Here is an 18231-nt window from a genome sequence, read left to right as displayed (position 1 = left end):
AGCATCTGTCGGCACAGAAGTACCGGCGATTAGCAGGTCAGATGCACGCTCTGGCATAATCAACGGCCGAGTCCGGTTCCGGTTCACGTCTTCGATCGGCGAAGACGACCCGGCGACCACTAGAGAGAACGGTAAGGACACCATGAAGGCAGGAATTCACCCCGACTACACACTGACGACAGTCGTCTGTGGTTGCGGCAATACTTTCGAGACCCGAAGCACCACCGACAAAGAGCGCATCAGCGTCGAGGTCTGCTCGCAGTGCCACCCCTTCTACACCGGCAAGCAGAAGATTCTCGACACCGGCGGCCGCGTCGCTCGCTTCGAGGCTCGCTACGGCAAGCGCGCCGGCAAGAAGGCCGACGCAGACAGCTAGCTGTTTCGCCGACGCCCGTCCTGTGCATCACAGGACGGGCGTCGGCTTTTTTGTGTCCACATTCAGTTGCACCGGCGTTCGAGAGTGAGTCATCAACATGGCGAGAACAGACAAGCCTTCGGCCATCGACGACATCCTCGCCGAACACTCCGGACTCGAGCAGCAACTCGCCGACCCAGCTCTGCACAACGACCCGTCCGCGGCCCGCAGAGCAGGCAAGAGGTTCGCCGAACTGGCCCCCATCATGTCCGCGCACACCAAGCTGACCTCCGCGCAGGACGACCTCGAAGCCGCGCGTGAGCTCGCCGCCGACGATTCCTCGTTCGCGTCCGAGATTCCCGAGCTAGAGGCGACCGTGTTGCACCTCGAGCAGACCCTCACCGACCTGCTCGCACCACGCGACCCGCACGACGGCGACGACATCGTGATGGAGGTCAAGTCGGGGGAGGGCGGCGAGGAATCGGCGCTCTTCGCGGCCGATCTCGCGCGGATGTACGTGCGCTACGCCGAACGCCGCGGGTGGCGGGTCGAGGTGCTCGACGCGAACGTCTCGGACCTGGGCGGATACAAGGACGCGACGCTGTCGATCAAGACCAGGGATCCCCTCGACGGCGTCTGGGCCCGGCTGAAGTTCGAGGGCGGCGTCCACCGCGTGCAACGGGTACCGGTGACCGAATCGCAGGGGCGCGTGCACACGTCCGCGGCCGGCATCCTGGTGTACCCCGAACCCGACGAGGTGGAAGAGGTTCAGATCGACGAAACCGATCTGCGCATCGACGTCTACCGCTCGTCCGGCAAAGGTGGCCAGGGCGTCAACACCACCGACTCCGCAGTCCGAATCACGCACCTGCCGACCGGCATCGTGGTGACCTGTCAGAACGAGCGGTCTCAGCTGCAGAACAAGGCGCGCGCGATGCAGGTGCTTGCAGCTCGCCTGCAGGCAGCAGCAGAAGAAGCGGCCGACGAAGAGGCATCGGCAGGCAGGGCCAGCCAGGTGCGCACCGTCGACCGCTCGGAGCGGATCAGAACCTACAACTTCCCCGAGAACCGCATCACGGACCACCGGATCGGCTTCAAGGCACACAACCTCGACTCACTTCTGGACGGCGAGATGGATGCGTTGCTCGACGCGCTGGCCAAGGCGGACCGCGACGCGCGCATGCAAGCAGAGTAGCTGCGGCACATAGCTTTACAGATTTCGCCGGGCTGCTGCACCGATAGGTGCGATACCCTGGCGGCCAGGTTCGACCCCGCAACAGCGCCCGAGAGGCACACCAGACATGAACCAGGCCCTGACCCCCGCAGGCGAGAACGCCGTGTCCGAGCTGTCCTCGCGCTACGGCATCTCGACCGATGCCGTCCGCACGATGCTCGACGCCGTCAACAACGGCCGCGGCAGCATGGCTCAGTTCAACATCCCCGAGCTCGGCGGCAGTGGGCAGTGGATGCGGGGCGGAATGACCATGGTGGGCAACATGTTCGACCACGGACTCAAGAGCCGGGTCGACGGTCTCTGCCGAGACCTGTCGGCGGTGCTGTCGCAGCATCAGGTGTACCCGCCCAGGGAGACCGGCAGCAGCTCGTTCGGTGGCAACTCGTTCGGCGGCGGCTCGTGGTGGCCGTCGGACCTCGGTGCGCCGAGCTCGAGCGGTGGCCAGAACGGCTCGCAGTACGCAGTGTTCCCGGGATCTCGACGCCTCGCGGTGTTGGTCGGCGGCGAACTGGCCGTGTACGACACTCTCGATCACTCCATCGGCGGAGTCCAGCAACAGCAGGGCGGTGGACCGGGCTCGCTGGAGTTCACCAGCCAGTACGGCACGTTCACTGCTGGCAGCCTGCCTCGAGTCGATCAGCAGTCGGGCGGGACGAACTCGCAGAACCAGTCGACGCCGCAACCCGCTCCGCAGACCTACGCGCAACCGTCCTCGTCGCACCAGTCTTCGCAGTCCTCGAACCATTCGCCTCAGGGCAACCCGTCAGGTGTGGACATCTCCGACATCACGGCTGCGATCGAGGCTCTCGCGGGTCTGCACGCGAAGGGCTTCCTCACCGACGACGAGTTCCACGCCAAGAAGTCGGAGTTGCTGGGACGCGTGTGACCGGGTTGTCGGTGCCTCGTGGCAGGCTGTTCGAATGAGCCGCAAGCCGTTACGCCTGGCCATCCTCGAAGCAACGTCGATGCTCGACGCTGCCGGTGTGCCGAGCCCACGGGTCGATGCGGAACTGCTCGCCGCACACCTCGTCGGCGTGGACCGCGGCCGTCTCGGTCTGGTTCCTCTCGTCGAACCCGAGGTCGTCGAGGCGTACTTCCGAACCGTCGAGCAGCGCGCGAAACGTATTCCACTGCAATACATCACGGGAACGACCTCGCTGGGCAACATCGACGTCGAAGTAGGGCCGGGCGTGTTCGTACCCCGGCCGGAAACCGAACTGTTGTTGGCCTGGGCACTCGCGTTCCTCGAAAACGTCGACCACCATCCGCCGGTGATTCTCGATCTGTGCACGGGCTCGGGGGCACTGGCACTGGCGATCGCCAACGCCCGGCCCGATGCCGTCGTCCACGCCGTCGAGCTCGACCCGTCGGCGTTGGCATGGGCCCGGCGCAATGCCGACCTGTGCAGCGGCCACGGCGATACCCCGATCACGCTGCACCACGGCGACGTCACGGCACGAGATCTGTTGACCGAACTCGACGGCGCTGTCGACATGATCGTCGCAAACCCGCCCTATATCCCGGAGGGGGCAGACCTCGATCCCGAAGTGATCGATCACGATCCGCACATGGCGCTGTTCGGCGGTTCGGACGGACTGTCCGTCATCGAACCGATGATCGGCAACATCGCCCGCTGGCTTCGGATCGGCGGCGGCGTCGCTATCGAACACGACGACTCCAATGGCGGCGAGGTGGTGGCGCTGCTGTCTCGGCGACGAGTGTTCACCGAGGTCACCGCACATCCGGATCTGTCGGGTAGGCCCCGGTTCGTCGTCGCCGCACGGGCGCACCCGGCCCAGGCCTGACGACGGGAACGGCAGGCGGGCGACACCTGACATCACTTCGTTATCGAAAGTGGAAGGATAGGTGCCGTGAGTACCGTCTACGACTGCCGTGAAGCCGACGCGCGCACTGCTGGATTGACCGCTGCCCGCGGTGCCCTCAAATCCGGCCGACTGGTCGTCATGCCTACCGACACCCTGTACGGAATCGCAGCCGATGCATTCGACGGCAGCGCTGTCACGGATCTGCTGCGCGCCAAGGGCAGGGGCCGCGATATGCCGGTTCCCGTGCTCGTCGGCTCCTGGAACACCATCGACGGCTTGGTTCAGAGTGTCCGGCCACGCACCCGAGATTTGATTCGTGCCTTCTGGCCCGGTGCGCTGAGCATCGTCGTGCAGCAGGCTCCGTCCTTGGCCTGGGATCTGGGCGACGCCCAGGGCACCGTCATGTTGCGGATGCCGCTGCACCCTGTCGCGCTCGAGCTGCTGCGTGAGGTCGGCCCGCTCGCAGTGTCCAGCGCCAACATCTCCGGCAGTCCACCCGCCACCACCGTGATGGAGGCACGAGATCAGCTCGGCGGCTCGGCCGCGGTGTACCTGGACGGGGGACCGGCCGACCACGCGGTGGCGTCGACCATCATCGATCTGACAAGCGATCGAGCACGAATTCTGCGGGTCGGTGCCATTCCCACCGAGAAGATTGCCGAGGTTCTCGGTGTCACCGCCGAAAGCCTGGTCCCGGGAGCGTCCTGACATGGCTGTCCATCCCGCACGCCTCCGCGCATGAGCGTCACTCGGGGAGGCATCCTTAACGAAAGTGTCGACGTGCTCGCTCAGTCGAATCTGGGTGCAGGCGTACCGATTCGCGAACTGCTCCTGGTGTTCCTCACCGCAGCGGTGGTCACGTTCTTCGCCACCGGCGGTGTTCGTGTGGCGGCCGTCAAGTTCGGTGCCGTCGCGGTTCCTCGTGATCGTGACGTCCACGTGCAGGCCACCCCGAGGCTCGGGGGAGTGGGCATCTACGTGGGGATGCTGGCTGCGTTGCTCTTCGCGTCACAGCTGCCTGCACTGGCTCGCGGATTCGACGTCGCCTACAACCGCGACATTCCGGCCGCACTGGTTGCCGGCTTCGTGATCGTGCTGGTCGGCGTCATCGACGACCGATGGGGTCTGGATGCCCTGACCAAGTTCGTCGGCCAGGTGACGGCGGCCGGGGTCCTCGTCATCATGGGCGTGAGCTGGGTCGTGCTGTACCAGCCGTGGGGAGGCGAGCCCGGTCAACCCGGCAGCACCCTGGTGCTCGACCAACTGCAAGCCGGACTGGTGACCGTTCTGATCACCGTCGTGATCGTCAATGCGATGAACTTCGTCGACGGACTCGACGGGCTGGCGGCCGGTCTGGGGCTCATCTCCTCGGTGGCGATCTGCATCTTCTCGGTGGGGTTGCTGCAGGAGCAGGGCGGCGACGTCGGTGTCTACCCACCGGCGCTGATCGCGGCGGCATTGGCAGGCGCGTGCCTGGGGTTTCTGCCGCACAACTTTCAGCCCGCTCGCATCTTCATGGGCGATTCGGGATCGATGCTCATCGGTCTGACGCTTGCCACCATCTCGACCAGTGCCTCCGGGCGGATCCCGTTGACGGCGTACGGCCCACGCGATCTGCTGGGTCTGCTGTCGCCGCTTCTGCTGGTCGGAGCCGTGATGCTCATTCCGATCCTCGACCTGCTGCTGGCTGTCATTCGCCGGACCCGGGCCGGACGGAGTCCTTTCAGCCCCGACAAGATGCACCTGCATCATCGGTTGCTGCAGATCGGACATTCGCATCGCCGGGTGGTGCTGGTGATCTACCTGTGGGTCGGTGTCCTCGCCTTCGGGGCGGTCGGGTCGTCTCTGCTGGACCGCCGAATAGTGGTGCTTCTGGTTGCCGCAGGTCTGGTGTTCGCGCTGGTCGTCACTGCTGTGCCGACGCTGCGGGTGGACCGATCGCAGGGCTCGGAACCGCGAAGCGTTCGACGGGGCGGCTGATCCCGTCGGCTGTTCGCGGACGCGTGCTGGGTACCCTCGACAACTGTGACCTTCACTCCGCAGTCCATGCCCGACCAATTCGCCCCGCTTCGCGCCGCGGTTCGATACGGACTCATCGGACTGGTGGTGCTCACGGTGGTGAGCGTCGGAATCGCCGTCGCGGCGGCCGGAACACCTGGTCTGTGGGGATCCCTCATCGGTGTTGCCATCGGCGGAGGCTTCGTCATCACGACGGCGTTGTCGGTGGCGCTCACCACGCGTTTTCCGGCCTCGGCAGTCGGAGCACTGCTTCTCGGCGGTTGGTTGGTGAAGATGGTGATCGCGCTGATCGTGTTGGTCGCACTCAAGGACGCCGACTTCTACAACCGGTATTCCTTGGGGCTGACGATTCTGGGAGCGCTCGTGGTCGTGCTCGGTGCGGAGGTCTTCGGGGTCGTCAAGACGAAAGTCGCCTACGTGGACAGCGTTCCCACCGAGGACAAGACCGACGATCGGTAGTACGACAGCCTGTCGTAATCGGTTAAGCTGAGGGCCGCCTACACAACGTCGTAGTTCTGTTGATAAAGTTTGCATCAAGCGGTGGGCAAGACTGGGACGAAAGAGACTTTTTCCCTGGACTGGACCCCCGCAGGTAGCAGTCAGCGTGAGCTTCCTTACAGTAGGCCCGGAGTCATCGACTTCGGCAACGTAAGGTTCCGCCCTGAGAGTTGCCGAGTCGACGTGAGTCGCCGACACCCGACAGACGCTTGGCCGATGAAGACCGGGCCTCAGCCTCTGACGATTGCGAGCCGATTTTCGTCGACTTGATAGATCGTCATTGTCCGATCGAACCGCAGTCGTTACCCGGCTGCGGCCCGAACACGGGAGAGACCGCTGAGCGTCACCACCCTGGCTGCGGAATACAGTCCGCCGTCACTATCCGATTTCTTTCCTCCCGCGGTGCTGTTCGAGGGGACCCCGTTCGAGCTCGACAGGCTGATGCTCATCCGCATCCTGATGTCGGCGATTCTGATCATCTTCATGGTGGTTGCCCTCCGCAGCCCGAAGATCGTTCCGCGTGGTCTTCAGAACGTCGGCGAGATCGCTCTCGATTTCGTTCGGATCCACGTCGCAGAAGATGTGCTCGGTAAAGAACAGGGTCGTCGATTCCTGCCCGTCATCATGACCATCTTCTTCACGGTGTTCGCGGTGAACGCGAGCGCTGTCATTCCGTTTCTGAACATCTCGTCGAATGCCCGCATCGGTCTACCGATCGTGCTCGCTGCGGTCGCGTACGTCGCGTTCATCTACGCAGGTGTCAAGAAGTTCGGTGTCGGGAAGTTCGTCAAGGGCACCATCGTCATCCCGGGCATTCCGCCGGCGATGCACGTGCTGCTGATCCCGCTGGAGTTCGTCTCGAACTTCGTACTCCGTCCGTTCACACTGACGGTGCGTCTGCTCGCCAACATGCTGGCCGGCCACATCATGCTCGTGCTGTTCTTCAGCGCGACCCAGTTCTTCCTCTTCGAGGCGTCGGCCGGGCTGAAGATCTTCGCAGCACCCTCGCTCATCATGGGCTTCCTGTTCACGATGTTCGAGATGCTGGTGATCTTCCTCCAGGCCTACATTTTCGCGCTGCTCACGGCGATCTACATCGATCTGTCGCTGCACGCCGACTCGCACTGACCGACCAACTGACCGAACCAGCTACACCGCCACCTCCGACACCCGGATGTGGACCGAAGAAAGGGAACGGAAAACCCAATGAGCCTTGAAGTTCTGGCCCAGGCGCAGGAAATCACCGCAAGCGGATACGGCGCCATCGGCTACGGCCTCGCAGCCATCGGCGGCGGCATCGGCCTCGGCCTCGTCGTCGCCAAGAACATGGAAGCAACCGCTCGTCAGCCCGAGCTGGCCGGTCAGCTCCGCACCACCATGTTCCTCGGCATCGCATTCACCGAGTCCCTCGCCCTGATCGGCCTCGTCGCCGGCTTCATTCTCTGAGAGCGCGATGACAAACGCGATTACGTTGCTGGCGGCGGAGGGGGAGGAGTACAACCCTCTTCTGCCCGCAACCTACGACATCGTTTGGTCGATCGTCTGTGTCGCGGCAATCGGCTTCCTCTTCTGGAAGTACGTGGTGCCGCGCTTCACCAAGGTTCTCGCTGAGCGTTCCGAGCTCATCGAAGGCGGAATCAAGAAGGCCGAAGAGGCACAGGCAGAGGCCAAGGCTGCTCTCGAGCAGTACCACGCTCAGCTGGCCGACGCCCGTTCCGAGGCCGCGCAGATCCGTGAGGAAGCGCGTACCCAGGGGCAGGCGATTCTCGCCGAGATGAAGGAAAAGGCGCAGGAAGAAAGCGACCGGATCGTGGCCGCAGGTCACAATCAGCTCGTTGCTCAGCGTCAGCAGATCGTCACCGAACTTCGGGGAGATCTGGGACGCACGGCCGTCGAACTCGCTGAGAAGGTCATCGGAGAGCAGTTGTCCGACGACGCGAAGCGTTCCAGTTCGATCGATCGCTTCCTCAACGAGTTGGATTCCGTCACCGCGGACTCCGCATCCGGAAAGTGAGTCGAACCATGTACGCAACTTCTCGTGAGGCACTCGCCCGCACGCGGTCGGTTGCCCACGAAGCTCTGGGGTCCGCGTCGGCAGGCGAGGCAACAGCCGTCGCTGCTCAGACCGGTGCCGAGTTGTTCGCCGTCGTCGAGACCCTCGACGCGCAGCGCACGTTGCGTACCGCTCTCGCCGACTCGTCGGTCGAGGGCGTTCGGCGAAGCGATCTGGCCGGAGAGGTCTTCTCCGGCCAGGTGTCGAGTGCAACGGCGACGATCGTCAAGGCCGCTGCCGGCGAAAGCTGGTCCACCGCTCGCGACCTGCTGAACTCGCTGGTCGAGCTGGGACGTGAAGCTCTGCTTCGCGCCGCGGCCGATCAGGATCAGTTGGACACGGTCGAGGACGAGCTGTTCCGCCTCGGGCGGATCGTGGCAGGAAACCCGCAGCTCGAGCAGGCCCTCTCGGATCGCTCGAAGCCCGCACAGGCCAAGCGTGAACTGCTCGGTCGCCTGCTCTACGGCAAGGTCACCGCGGTCACCGAGGCGCTTGCAGTTCAGGCTGTGACGCGTCCGCGAAAGGCTGCTCCCGCCGACGTACTGAACGGACTGGCCGATCTGGCCGCCGAGCAGCGCGACCGCGCGGTTGCCCACGTCCGCAGCGCAGCACCACTGAGCGACAGTCAGCTCGAGAAGCTGACGGCCACCTTGACCCGCACGTACGGCAAGCAGGTCACGGTGCATGTAGAGGTCGATACCGAACTGCTCAGCGGACTTGTCGTTCGTATCGGCGACGAGGTCATCGACGGTAGCGGGGCAGGCCGCCTCGCTGCATTGCGAAAGACGCTCAAATAGTCCGACACGGACACAGTAACGAGAAGAAGCGTCTCGACTTTCGAGACATTTCACCCCGCGATCATTTGAAGGAAGAGCAGGAAACACTATGGCGGAGCTGACGATCTCCTCCGACGAGATCCGTAGCGCGATCGATAACTTCACCGCGAGCTACTCACCGGAGTCTTCCCGCGAGGAGGTCGGCACGGTTACGGACACGAGCGACGGAATCGCTCACGTGTCCGGATTGCCGTCGGCGATGTCCAACGAACTCCTGGAATTCCCCGGCGGAGTCCTCGGTGTCGCGCTGAACCTGGATGCCACCGAAATCGGTGCCGTCATCCTCGGTGACTACGAGCACATCGAAGAAGGCCAGGAAGTCAAGCGCACCGGAGACGTGCTGTCGGTCCCCGTGGGCGACGGCTACCTCGGCCGCGTCGTGGACCCCCTGGGCAAGCCCATCGACGGCCTCGGCGACATCGAGTCCTCCGAGACCCGCGCCCTCGAACTGCAGGCTGCCTCGGTGCTCGAGCGTCAGCCCGTCGAGGAGCCGCTGCAGACCGGTATCAAGGCGATCGACGCCATGACCCCGATCGGCCGCGGCCAGCGTCAGCTCATCATCGGCGACCGCAAGACCGGCAAGACCGCGGTCTGCATCGACGCGATCCTGAACCAGAAGGCCAACTGGGAGAGCGGCGACGAGAAGAAGCAGGTTCGCTGCATCTACGTCGCCATCGGCCAGAAGGGCTCGACGATCGCAGGCGTCAAGGCTGCACTCGAAGAGCAGGGCGCACTCGAATACACGACCATCGTCGCGGCTCCCGCGTCCGATTCGGCCGGCTTCAAGTGGCTCGCCCCGTACACCGGCTCGGCCATCGGCCAGCACTGGATGTACCAGGGCAAGCACGTCCTCATCGTGTTCGACGACCTGACCAAGCAGGCCGAGGCGTACCGCGCCATCTCGCTGCTGCTGCGTCGTCCGCCGGGCCGCGAGGCATACCCCGGTGACGTCTTCTACTTGCACTCCCGTCTGCTGGAGCGTTCGGCGAAGCTGTCCGACGAGCTCGGTGGCGGATCGTTGACGGCTTTGCCGATCATCGAGACCAAGGCCAACGACGTCTCGGCGTACATCCCGACCAACGTCATCTCCATCACCGACGGCCAGGTCTTCCTGGAGTCGGACCTGTTCAACAAGGGCGTCCGTCCCGCGATCAACGTCGGTATCTCGGTGTCCCGAGTCGGCGGCGCGGCACAGACCAAGGGCATGAAGAAGGTCTCCGGATCTCTTCGCCTCGAGCTCGCTCAGTTCCGCGAGCTGGAAGCCTTCTCTGCGTTCGCGTCCGACCTCGACGCGGCCTCCAAGGCTCAGCTCGAGCGCGGCGCACGTCTGGTCGAGCTGCTCAAGCAGGATCAGTACGCCCCGGTCGCCGTCGAAGATCAGATCGTCTCGATCTGGCTCGCAGGGCAGGGAACGTACGACTCGGTTCCCGTCGGCGACGTGCGTCGCTTCGAGACCGAGCTGCTCGAGGACCTGCACCGCAACGCCAGCGGCGTCTACGACAGCATTGCCGGTGGCAAGGCTCTCGACGAGGACAACCAGAAGGCACTGACCGAGGCGACCGAGAAGTTCAAGGCCGGATTCGTCGACTCGGACGGCAACCGCGTCGTCAACGAGGCCGAGGCAGACAAACTGAACGCCGACGAGGTCAGCCAGGAGCAGGTCAACGTCACTCGCAAGACAGTCAGCAAGTAGGCCTGCGATGACAGATGCCAAGACGAGCACAGAAGGGAGCGTGAACAGCTAGATGGCAAGCATTCTCGAGCTTCGCTCCCGCATCAAGTCGGTCAACTCGACCAAGAAGATCACCAAGGCACAAGAGTTGATCGCGACATCGCGAATCACCAAGGCTCAGGCCCGCGTTGCCGCATCGAAGCCGTATGCGGAAGAGATCACCAAGGTGCTCTCCGCGTTGGCGAGTGCATCGAGCTCGCTCGATCACCCGTTGCTCAACGAGCGACCCGAGCCCAAGCGTGCCGCGGTTCTGGTCGTGACCAGCGACCGCGGTATGTGCGGCGGCTACAACTCCAACGTGCTCAAGGAGACGGAGGAGCTGTTCCAGCTGCTCCGCTCCGAGGGCAAGGATCCGGTCATCTATGTCCTCGGCGCAAAAGGCCTGGGCTACTACACATTCCGTGAGCGGGACGTGAAGGGTGCCTGGACGGGCTTCTCTCAGGAGCCCGGATACGCCGACGCGGCCAAGGCCAGTAGGCACCTGGTCGAACTGTTCATGGCCGGCTCGGGCACCAAGGTCGAGGCTCCCAACGGTGAAGGCACCGTCGAGGGCGTGGACGAGTTGCACATCGTCTACACCCGCTTCGTGTCGATGCTCACGCAGAAGCCCGAAGTTCGCCGTATGGCACCGCTCGAAATCTCGTACACAGACGAGGAATTCGAGATGGGTGCGGATGCGCTGAGCGACTCACCGACCGCAGATGTGCAGGCACAGTACGAGTTCGAGCCGGAAGCGGGAACTCTGCTCTCGGCGCTGCTGCCCAAGTACATCAGCACCAGGATCTATGCGTCGTTGCTCGATGCAGCAGCGTCGGAGTCCGCGGCGCGTCGTACCGCCATGAAGGCAGCGACGGACAACGCGAACGAATTGGTCGAGACCTTGAGCCGTCAGGCCAACCAGGCTCGGCAGGCCCAGATCACCCAGGAAATCAGCGAAATCGTCGGTGGCGCCAACGCGTTGGCCGACAGCGCAGGAAGTGACTAAGCAATGACCGCAGCAGTAGCCCAAGAGAACGCGAGCGGAGCGGACACTCAGTCCGGCCGTGTCGTTCGGGTCATCGGCCCCGTTGTGGACGTCGAGTTCCCGCGCGGCTCGATTCCCGCACTGTTCAACGCCCTCAACGCAGAGATCACTCTGCCGACCGTGGCCAAGACCCTGACGCTCGAGGTTGCACAGCACCTCGGTGACAACTTGGTTCGCACCATCTCGATGCAGCCCACCGACGGACTCGTCCGCGGCACTGCAGTCATCGACTCGGGCAAGCCGATCTCGGTTCCCGTCGGTGACGTCGTCAAGGGCCACGTGTTCAACGCCCTCGGCGACTGCCTGGACACCCCCGGACTCGGCCGCGACGGCGAGCAGTGGGGCATCCACCGCAAGCCACCAGCCTTCGATCAGCTCGAGGGCAAGACCGAGATCCTCGAGACCGGCATCAAGGTCATCGACCTCCTGACCCCGTACGTCAAGGGCGGAAAGATCGGTCTGTTCGGTGGTGCCGGTGTCGGCAAGACCGTTCTGATCCAGGAAATGATCACCCGTATCGCACGCGAGTTCTCGGGCACCTCGGTGTTCGCAGGAGTCGGAGAGCGCACCCGTGAAGGCACCGACCTTCACCTCGAGATGGAAGAGATGGGCGTCCTCCAGGACACCGCCCTCGTCTTCGGCCAGATGGACGAGCCGCCCGGCACGCGTATGCGCGTGGCGTTGTCGGCACTGACCATGGCGGAGTACTTCCGCGATGTTCAGGGACAGGACGTTCTTCTGTTCATCGACAACATCTTCCGCTTCACGCAGGCAGGTTCGGAGGTGTCGACCCTTCTCGGTCGTATGCCGTCGGCCGTCGGTTACCAGCCCACGCTGGCGGACGAGATGGGTGAGCTCCAGGAGCGAATCACCTCGACCCGTGGACGCTCGATCACCTCGCTGCAGGCGATCTACGTTCCCGCCGACGACTACACCGACCCGGCTCCGGCCACGACGTTCGCGCACCTCGATGCGACGACCGAGCTCTCGCGTCCGATTTCGCAGATGGGTATCTACCCCGCTGTGGACCCGCTGAGCTCCACCTCGCGCATCCTCGAGCCCGGCATCGTCGGTGCGGAGCACTTCCGCGTCGCCAACGAGGTCAAGCGGATCCTGCAGAAGTACAAGGAGCTGCAGGACATCATCGCCATCCTCGGTATGGACGAGCTTCAGGAAGAGGACAAGGTTCTGGTCGGCCGTGCACGCCGCCTCCAGAAGTTCCTCGGCCAGAACTTCATCGTTGCCGAGAAGTTCACCGGCGAGGCCGGTTCGGTCGTGTCGCTCTCCGACACCATCGAGGCATTCGACAAGGTCACCAAGGGTGAGTACGACCACCTTCCCGAGCAGGCCTTCAACAGCTGTGGTGGTCTCGACGATGTCGAGGCAGCCGCGAAGAAGATGGCCGGAAAGTAGACCGACGTGACTTCTTCCGAGAAGAGCGGCATGGAGGTCTCCCTGGTCGCTGTGGAGCAAAAGCTGTGGTCCGGTACCGCGACCATCGTCAGCGCTCAGACCACCGAAGGTGAGATCGGCATCATGCTGGGCCACGAGCCTGTCCTCGGGCAGTTGATCGAGGGCGGCACGGTGTCGATCACGACCACGGACGGCGAAAAGCTCATCGCAGCCGTCCACGGTGGATTCCTGTCGGTGACCGGCAAGACGGTCACCGTGCTGGCAGAATCGGCCGATTTCGCCGACGACATCGATGTCGAGGCGGCACGGGCTGTAGTGGCAGAGAACGGCGACGACCTCGAGGCCATTGCTGTGGCCAAGGGTCGTGTCCGCGCTGTCGAGCGGTCCTAGGTTCACGAGAAGCCGCGACGAGACCTGCGATGCACTACGGATTGATTGTTCTGATCATTCTGGTTGTGCTGCTCGCAGGGCTCGTCGCGGCTTTTGCGTACCGTCTGATGGTTCTACGGCGCGGGGGAACCGCCGCGATCATGCGGGTGTTGCCGACGGACGGTGGTGCCGGTTGGCGTCACGGCATCATTCGGTACGGAGACAACACTCTCGTTTTCTTCAAGCTGTCCAGTCTTCGCCCCGGCCCCGATCATCGGCTGGGTAGGCAGGACATTCACGTGGGTGATCGACGAGCCCCACGAGACACCGAGTTCGACATCATGACACCGGACATCGCCGTGTTGGAACTGTCCGACAATGGTAAGTATTTCGAGATCGCCCTCGACAGAAGTGCGTTGACCGCTTTCCTGTCCTGGGTCGAATCTCGTCCCTCCGGCCGATCGCGTCGCCGCCGACCGGCGGCCTGATCAGCTGTCGCCGGTAGTCGGGTCGCTCGAAGCGCGGCTCGACCCGGGAACCCACTGGACGTCGCCCTCGGGGTTGGCGTATCGGCTCAGAATGAACAGCAGATCCGAGAGCCGGTTGAGGTATTTCGCCGGCAATGCACTCGTTGTTTCCGGGCTCGCGTGCACCGCAGCCCATGCCGACCGCTCCGCCCGTCGGGCCACCGTTCGCGACACGTGTAGCAACGCTCCCAGCGGCGTTCCGCCCGGCAGAATGAACGACGTCAGTGCGGGGAGATCCTCGTTGAACTCGTCGCACCAGCCTTCGAGCCGGTCGACGTAGCTCTGATCGATGCGCAGAGGCGGGTACTGCGGATTCTCGACGACCGGAGTCGACAGATCGGCCCCCGCGTCGAAGAGATCGCTCTGGATGGTGCGGATCACCGAATGAACCGATTCGGGCGGGTTGCCGAGGGCGAGAACCACACCGAGACTCGCGTTGGTCTCGTCGCAGTCCGCGTAGGCAATGAGTCGTTCGTCGTTCTTGGACACCCTCGAGAAATCACTCAGCCCGGTGGTCCCGTCGTCGCCGGTTCTCGTATAGATGCGGGTGAGGTGGACGGCCATGCGCGCTACGGTACCGCGCGGGTGTCGGCCGGTCCCGCTGGCTACGCTGTCGAGGTGAGTGAACGCTTTTTGGTCAACGGTGGAAATCGCCTCGTCGGTGAGGTGGCGGTCGGTGGTGCGAAGAACAGCGTCCTCAAATTGATGGCGGCAGCGCTGCTGGCAGAGGGCACCAGCACGATCACCAACTGCCCCGACATCCTGGACGTGCCACTGATGGCAGAGGTGTTGCGCGGGCTCGGCTGTGAGGTCGAGTTGGAGGGATCGGTCGTTCACATCACCACTCCGGCCATGCCGAAGTATCACGCCGATTTCGCGGCGGTTCGCCAGTTCCGAGCTTCGGTGTGCGTGCTGGGGCCGCTGGTTGCGCGGTGCAAGAGAGCTGTCGTCGCACTGCCGGGCGGAGACGCGATCGGGTCGCGTCCCCTCGACATGCATCAGTCCGGTCTTCAATTGCTCGGGGCACGCAGCGAGATCCAACACGGATGTGTCGTTGCGGAAGCAGACGAATTGCGCGGCGCGAACATCAGACTGGCGTTTCCGTCCGTCGGTGCCACCGAGAACATCTTGATGGCCGCAGTCCTGGCCACCGGGGAGACGGTGATCGACAACGCCGCGCGTGAGCCGGACATCGTCGACGTATGCAACATGCTGAACGAGATGGGTGCCGACGTCCGAGGTGCAGGCACCTCGACTTTGACCATTCGTGGTGTGAGCGCGCTGAAGCCGACGACCCATCGGGTGATCGGCGATCGCATCGTCGCCGCCACGTGGGGAATCGCCGCTGCCATGACTCGTGGGGACGTGCGAGTCCGCGGTGTGAACCCAAAGCACCTGTCGTTGGTGCTGGACAAATTGAGGTCCGCAGGCGCCGAGGTCACCAGCGAGCCCGACGGCTTCCGCGTCGTGCAACACGAGCGACCGCGAGCGGTCAATTTTGCGACGCTTCCGTATCCGGGGTTCCCGACCGACCTGCAGCCGATGGCAATCGGACTTGCGACAGTCGCGGACGGTACGTCGATGATCACCGAAAACGTCTTCGAGGCACGATTCCGGTTCGTCGAGGAGATGATCAGGCTCGGGGCCGACGCGCGCACCGACGGCCACCACGCCGTGGTTCGCGGTGTGCCACAGCTGTCCAGCGCACCGGTGTGGTCCTCCGATATTCGGGCCGGGGCCGGCTTGGTTCTCGCGGGACTGGTGGCCGACGGTACGACGGAGGTGCACGACGTGTTTCACATCGATCGCGGCTATCCGCGATTCGTCGAGAACCTGAGTGCACTCGGTGGCAGTATCGAGCGGGTCAGCTGAGCAGCGTAGCTTCCAGCGCCTCGACCAATATGCTTATCGCATAGTCCAATTCGTCGTCGGAGACGGATCCGTATCCGACGACGATTCCACCCCGGGCTGTGTGGGAGCGGGTCGAGTGTTCGAGCGTCGGTACGTCCACGCCCCTCGCGGCGCATGAGGTAGCGACGTCGCGCGCTGCGGCACTGTCGAGTATCAACACGGTATGCAGGCCGGCTCCGACTCCGCGAAGTTCGCCGAACCTGGCCAGCGCGGCCGCGACCAGGCGGTCGCGGGCTCGATAGAGCCGCCGGGCCGTTCGGACGGCTCTGTCCCATTCGCCGTCGCGCAAGATGGACGTCATCGCATGCTGGACGGGAACCGAGGGATGATCGCCGATCACGCGGCGCGTTGCCGAGATGCGGTCGACCATCGACCGAGGTGCCACCATCCAGCCGAGACGGATCCCGGCACCGAGGGTCTTGGATACGGTGCCGAGGTACACGGTCCGGTCGGGTGCGAGTTCGACCACGGTGGGCAAAGGTGCTACGCCGTAACGGAATTCGGAGTCGTAGTCGTCCTCGATGATCATGGAATCGTTGCTGTGAGCCCAGTCCGCCAGCGCACGTCGACGGCCGATGGGCATGAATGCGCCGGTCGGATATTGATGCGACGGCGTGACGTACACGGCCGGTGTTCGTGGGGGAGTCGAGTCGAGTTGTTCGACGATCAGGCCATCGCGGTCGACGGGGACGTCGTGCAAGGACCACCCGCGATGTGTCGCGAGCGCAGCGGCGGATTTGTAGCCTGGATTCTCCAGTGCCAGAACGTGTTCGACCGATTCGGCAGCGGAAAGCGCACCCAGGGCCAGGTCGAGGCCGTGAATGCTGCCCGTCGTGATCACGATCGACGCCGGTGTGGTGTGCAGCCCGCGGGCGCGGCGGAGTAGATCGGCGACGCGAGTCCTCAGTTCGAGCGTGCCGGCGGAATCGGGATAGTCGCCGGGAGGTGGTGTGCCGCCGACGTCGCGCCACGCGCGCTTCCAGGCATCGGATGCCGAGGGCGGAGTCCACGGGATTCCCGGACGGAGCGATATCCGCGGGGGTGTTCGTGGTGTGGTGTGTGCGCTCGACGCCATCGCAATCGATCGAGGTGCGCGGGGGATGTGTCGGACATAGTTACCCGAACCGCGTCGGGCATCGAGCCAACCTTCTGCGACAAGCTGTTCGTAAGCCTTCTCCACGACTGCACGCGCGATGCCCAGATCGACGGAAAGTGCTCGGGTGCTGGGTAATCGAGAATCGGGCTGCAGGTCTCCGTCGTCGATTGCGGACCGGATGCGATCCGCCAGTTGGACGGGCAACGTCCGAGCGTCGGCGCGATCGAGGGTGATCGACAGGGAGATCGGGAGCATGGGGTTGTGGTCTCTTTCGGTATCCGCGTCGAAGTGGCCTGAACAAAAGCAGCTCTATTGGACTATGACGAAAGGCCACTCGTCCCGCATCCTGGAAACCATGACAGTCGACGACGTGCCTCTTTCCCCGACGGCGCGAACGGTAGTGATGCGGGGGAGGCATCGCGCCGGCCTCGAACGCGCAGCGTTGCTCGACGTACTGCGCTCGGCGCGCATATGCCACATCGGCGTGATCGTGGATGAAGTGCCTCGCGTCGTACCTACCGTGTTCGGCGTGGATCCCGCCGGTCCGGACAGGGAAGGCACGCTGTATCTGCATGGATCAGTGGCGTCACGCAGCATGATCGACGCTCCGGATCAGGACATCTGCGTCACTGCGACTGTCGTCGACGGGCTCGTCCTGGCTCGATCGGCATTTCATCATTCGATGAACTATCGAAGCGCCGTTGTGGTCGGACGACCTCGCCGAGTGGAGGACGCCGACGAACGGATTCGAGCATTGGACGCGATCGTCGAGCAGGTGGTCCCCGGAAGAAGCATTCACCTGCGTTCACATACTCGGAAAGAGCTTGCAGCCACCGCGGTTCTGGCGCTTTCGATGTACGAGGCATCGGTGAAGTCGCGGTCAGGTGGACCGGTCGACGACGACCTCGACATCGAGCGGGGAGACGTATGGGCCGGAGTTGTTCCGGTGTGGGAGGCGCTCGGCGACGCCGAACCTGCCGCTGATCTCGCGGGGGACATTGCGGTGCCGGAGCACGTGGACGGTGTGCGCCGGAACGCGACTCGGGGGTGAACGATGTTGCCGCAGTGAAGGTTCGGGCTGTGGCTGGCATCACACGCGCACCCTGCAGCGTGTAGTGGGCGCGATGACCCGGCGCCCCGGGGCCGAGCTGCGCGAATACCCCGCGAGCATGGGTCGACCTGCCGATTTGCGTTGGTGTGGTTGGTGGCGTAACTTTTGTCGAGTCAGAGCGACGGACACCGACCCGGTCTTCACGGACTAGGTGAACGAGGTTGGACGTGTGGCTTGGCAGGTTTTATCCCCCAAGAGTCGGGCCTTGTGTCCGAGACCAAGCTGGG

The 18231-nt window shown here is 64.0% G+C and carries 20 protein-coding genes; 18 read left to right on the top strand and 2 right to left on the bottom strand.

Annotated elements, in window-relative coordinates:
• Positions 1–142 precede the first annotated feature (142 nt).
• The 16 genes from rpmE (at position 143) to R3P95_RS25230 (ending at position 13847) form a co-directional block, all read left to right on the top strand.
• Positions 143–376 carry a 50S ribosomal protein L31 gene (gene rpmE / locus R3P95_RS25305; protein ID WP_008715081.1) on the top strand — a complete coding sequence of 78 codons (234 nt, stop codon included), beginning with the start codon at positions 143–145 and terminating at the stop codon, positions 374–376.
• Between the two features lie 97 nt (positions 377–473).
• Positions 474–1550, top strand: a complete 1077-nt coding sequence (gene prfA / locus R3P95_RS25300) for a peptide chain release factor 1 (protein ID WP_068048269.1) — start codon at positions 474–476, stop codon at positions 1548–1550.
• A 106-nt stretch (positions 1551–1656) separates the two neighbouring features.
• Positions 1657–2475 carry an SHOCT domain-containing protein gene (locus tag R3P95_RS25295; protein WP_317534210.1) on the top strand — a complete coding sequence of 273 codons (819 nt, stop codon included), beginning with the start codon at positions 1657–1659 and terminating at the stop codon, positions 2473–2475.
• 34 nt (positions 2476–2509) lie between these two features.
• The gene (gene prmC, locus R3P95_RS25290) at positions 2510–3394 is read left to right on the top strand and encodes a peptide chain release factor N(5)-glutamine methyltransferase (protein ID WP_149408030.1); all 885 of its coding nucleotides are present in this window, start codon (positions 2510–2512) and stop codon (positions 3392–3394) included.
• Between the two features lie 66 nt (positions 3395–3460).
• Positions 3461–4123 (top strand): L-threonylcarbamoyladenylate synthase, encoded by a 663-nt coding sequence (locus R3P95_RS25285; protein ID WP_149408029.1) that lies wholly within the window; start codon positions 3461–3463, stop codon positions 4121–4123.
• Between the two features lie 30 nt (positions 4124–4153).
• A complete protein-coding gene (locus R3P95_RS25280; protein WP_317549840.1) occupies positions 4154–5395 on the top strand; it encodes a glycosyltransferase family 4 protein in 1242 nt (413 codons plus the stop codon).
• Between the two features lie 66 nt (positions 5396–5461).
• A complete protein-coding gene (locus R3P95_RS25275) occupies positions 5462–5893 on the top strand; it encodes a hypothetical protein (protein WP_188078865.1) in 432 nt (143 codons plus the stop codon).
• A gap of 441 nt (positions 5894–6334) precedes the next feature.
• Complete coding sequence (atpB, locus tag R3P95_RS25270) at positions 6335–7060, top strand: F0F1 ATP synthase subunit A (RefSeq protein ID WP_032393520.1); 726 nt, start codon at positions 6335–6337, stop codon at positions 7058–7060.
• A gap of 78 nt (positions 7061–7138) precedes the next feature.
• A complete protein-coding gene (locus R3P95_RS25265) occupies positions 7139–7378 on the top strand; it encodes an ATP synthase F0 subunit C (protein WP_008715092.1) in 240 nt (79 codons plus the stop codon).
• Positions 7379–7385: 7 nt separating this feature from the next.
• Positions 7386–7946, top strand: coding sequence for a F0F1 ATP synthase subunit B (locus tag R3P95_RS25260; protein WP_032393521.1), 561 nt, complete (start codon positions 7386–7388; stop codon positions 7944–7946).
• An 8-nt stretch (positions 7947–7954) separates the two neighbouring features.
• On the top strand, positions 7955–8782 hold the full coding sequence (locus R3P95_RS25255) for a F0F1 ATP synthase subunit delta (RefSeq protein WP_149408026.1): 828 nt from the start codon (positions 7955–7957) through the stop codon (positions 8780–8782).
• Positions 8783–8870: 88 nt separating this feature from the next.
• Positions 8871–10514 (top strand): F0F1 ATP synthase subunit alpha, encoded by a 1644-nt coding sequence (atpA, locus tag R3P95_RS25250; RefSeq protein ID WP_283347896.1) that lies wholly within the window; start codon positions 8871–8873, stop codon positions 10512–10514.
• A 52-nt stretch (positions 10515–10566) separates the two neighbouring features.
• The gene (locus tag R3P95_RS25245) at positions 10567–11538 is read left to right on the top strand and encodes a F0F1 ATP synthase subunit gamma (RefSeq protein WP_317534212.1); all 972 of its coding nucleotides are present in this window, start codon (positions 10567–10569) and stop codon (positions 11536–11538) included.
• 3 nt (positions 11539–11541) lie between these two features.
• Positions 11542–12990 carry a F0F1 ATP synthase subunit beta gene (gene atpD, locus R3P95_RS25240; RefSeq protein ID WP_094638681.1) on the top strand — a complete coding sequence of 483 codons (1449 nt, stop codon included), beginning with the start codon at positions 11542–11544 and terminating at the stop codon, positions 12988–12990.
• Positions 12991–13020: 30 nt separating this feature from the next.
• Complete coding sequence (locus tag R3P95_RS25235) at positions 13021–13380, top strand: F0F1 ATP synthase subunit epsilon (protein WP_037193376.1); 360 nt, start codon at positions 13021–13023, stop codon at positions 13378–13380.
• A 29-nt stretch (positions 13381–13409) separates the two neighbouring features.
• Positions 13410–13847: a DUF2550 domain-containing protein gene (locus R3P95_RS25230; protein ID WP_068048245.1), complete on the top strand. Its 438-nt coding sequence runs from the start codon at positions 13410–13412 to the stop codon at positions 13845–13847.
• Here R3P95_RS25230 and R3P95_RS25225 read toward each other — a convergent pair whose 3' ends face one another.
• Positions 13848–14450 (bottom strand): cob(I)yrinic acid a,c-diamide adenosyltransferase, encoded by a 603-nt coding sequence (locus tag R3P95_RS25225; RefSeq protein WP_269595650.1) that lies wholly within the window; start codon positions 14448–14450, stop codon positions 13848–13850.
• A 54-nt stretch (positions 14451–14504) separates the two neighbouring features.
• Here R3P95_RS25225 and murA point away from each other — a divergent pair, with 54 nt between their 5' ends.
• Positions 14505–15758 carry a UDP-N-acetylglucosamine 1-carboxyvinyltransferase gene (gene murA, locus R3P95_RS25220; RefSeq protein WP_094614651.1) on the top strand — a complete coding sequence of 418 codons (1254 nt, stop codon included), beginning with the start codon at positions 14505–14507 and terminating at the stop codon, positions 15756–15758.
• Here the strand turns inward: murA and pdxR are convergent.
• Positions 15751–17148, bottom strand: a complete 1398-nt coding sequence (pdxR, locus tag R3P95_RS25215) for a MocR-like pyridoxine biosynthesis transcription factor PdxR (protein WP_317549838.1) — start codon at positions 17146–17148, stop codon at positions 15751–15753. The genes murA and pdxR overlap by 8 nt on opposite strands.
• 100 nt (positions 17149–17248) lie before the next feature.
• Here pdxR and R3P95_RS25210 point away from each other — a divergent pair, with 100 nt between their 5' ends.
• The gene (locus R3P95_RS25210; RefSeq protein WP_317549837.1) at positions 17249–17944 is read left to right on the top strand and encodes a pyridoxamine 5'-phosphate oxidase family protein; all 696 of its coding nucleotides are present in this window, start codon (positions 17249–17251) and stop codon (positions 17942–17944) included.
• Positions 17945–18231: the final 287 nt, after the last annotated feature.

Origin of the sequence: Rhodococcus cercidiphylli (assembly GCF_033042225.1) — a bacterium.
Classification (GTDB): domain Bacteria; phylum Actinomycetota; class Actinomycetes; order Mycobacteriales; family Mycobacteriaceae; genus Rhodococcoides.
Note: the sequence above shows the minus strand (reverse complement) of the source record. Positions and strands in the feature narration are given on the sequence as shown.

What these genes read in the sequence shown, in the direction of transcription:
- rpmE (WP_008715081.1), top strand. Translation starts at nt 143, where the DNA reads ATGAAGGCAGGAATTCACCCCGACTACACACTGACGACAGTCGTCTGT.
- prfA (WP_068048269.1), top strand. Translation starts at nt 474, where the DNA reads ATGGCGAGAACAGACAAGCCTTCGGCCATCGACGACATCCTCGCCGAA.
- R3P95_RS25295 (WP_317534210.1), top strand. Translation starts at nt 1,657, where the DNA reads ATGAACCAGGCCCTGACCCCCGCAGGCGAGAACGCCGTGTCCGAGCTG.
- prmC (WP_149408030.1), top strand. Translation starts at nt 2,510, where the DNA reads ATGAGCCGCAAGCCGTTACGCCTGGCCATCCTCGAAGCAACGTCGATG.
- R3P95_RS25280 (WP_317549840.1), top strand. Translation starts at nt 4,154, where the DNA reads ATGAGCGTCACTCGGGGAGGCATCCTTAACGAAAGTGTCGACGTGCTC.
- R3P95_RS25275 (WP_188078865.1), top strand. Translation starts at nt 5,462, where the DNA reads ATGCCCGACCAATTCGCCCCGCTTCGCGCCGCGGTTCGATACGGACTC.
- R3P95_RS25265 (WP_008715092.1), top strand. Translation starts at nt 7,139, where the DNA reads ATGAGCCTTGAAGTTCTGGCCCAGGCGCAGGAAATCACCGCAAGCGGA.
- R3P95_RS25260 (WP_032393521.1), top strand. Translation starts at nt 7,386, where the DNA reads ATGACAAACGCGATTACGTTGCTGGCGGCGGAGGGGGAGGAGTACAAC.
- R3P95_RS25255 (WP_149408026.1), top strand. Translation starts at nt 7,955, where the DNA reads ATGTACGCAACTTCTCGTGAGGCACTCGCCCGCACGCGGTCGGTTGCC.
- atpA (WP_283347896.1), top strand. Translation starts at nt 8,871, where the DNA reads ATGGCGGAGCTGACGATCTCCTCCGACGAGATCCGTAGCGCGATCGAT.
- R3P95_RS25245 (WP_317534212.1), top strand. Translation starts at nt 10,567, where the DNA reads ATGGCAAGCATTCTCGAGCTTCGCTCCCGCATCAAGTCGGTCAACTCG.
- atpD (WP_094638681.1), top strand. Translation starts at nt 11,542, where the DNA reads ATGACCGCAGCAGTAGCCCAAGAGAACGCGAGCGGAGCGGACACTCAG.
- R3P95_RS25235 (WP_037193376.1), top strand. Translation starts at nt 13,021, where the DNA reads ATGGAGGTCTCCCTGGTCGCTGTGGAGCAAAAGCTGTGGTCCGGTACC.
- R3P95_RS25230 (WP_068048245.1), top strand. Translation starts at nt 13,410, where the DNA reads ATGCACTACGGATTGATTGTTCTGATCATTCTGGTTGTGCTGCTCGCA.
- R3P95_RS25225 (WP_269595650.1), bottom strand. Translation starts at nt 14,450, where the DNA reads ATGGCCGTCCACCTCACCCGCATCTATACGAGAACCGGCGACGACGGG.
- pdxR (WP_317549838.1), bottom strand. Translation starts at nt 17,148, where the DNA reads ATGCTCCCGATCTCCCTGTCGATCACCCTCGATCGCGCCGACGCTCGG.
- R3P95_RS25210 (WP_317549837.1), top strand. Translation starts at nt 17,249, where the DNA reads ATGACAGTCGACGACGTGCCTCTTTCCCCGACGGCGCGAACGGTAGTG.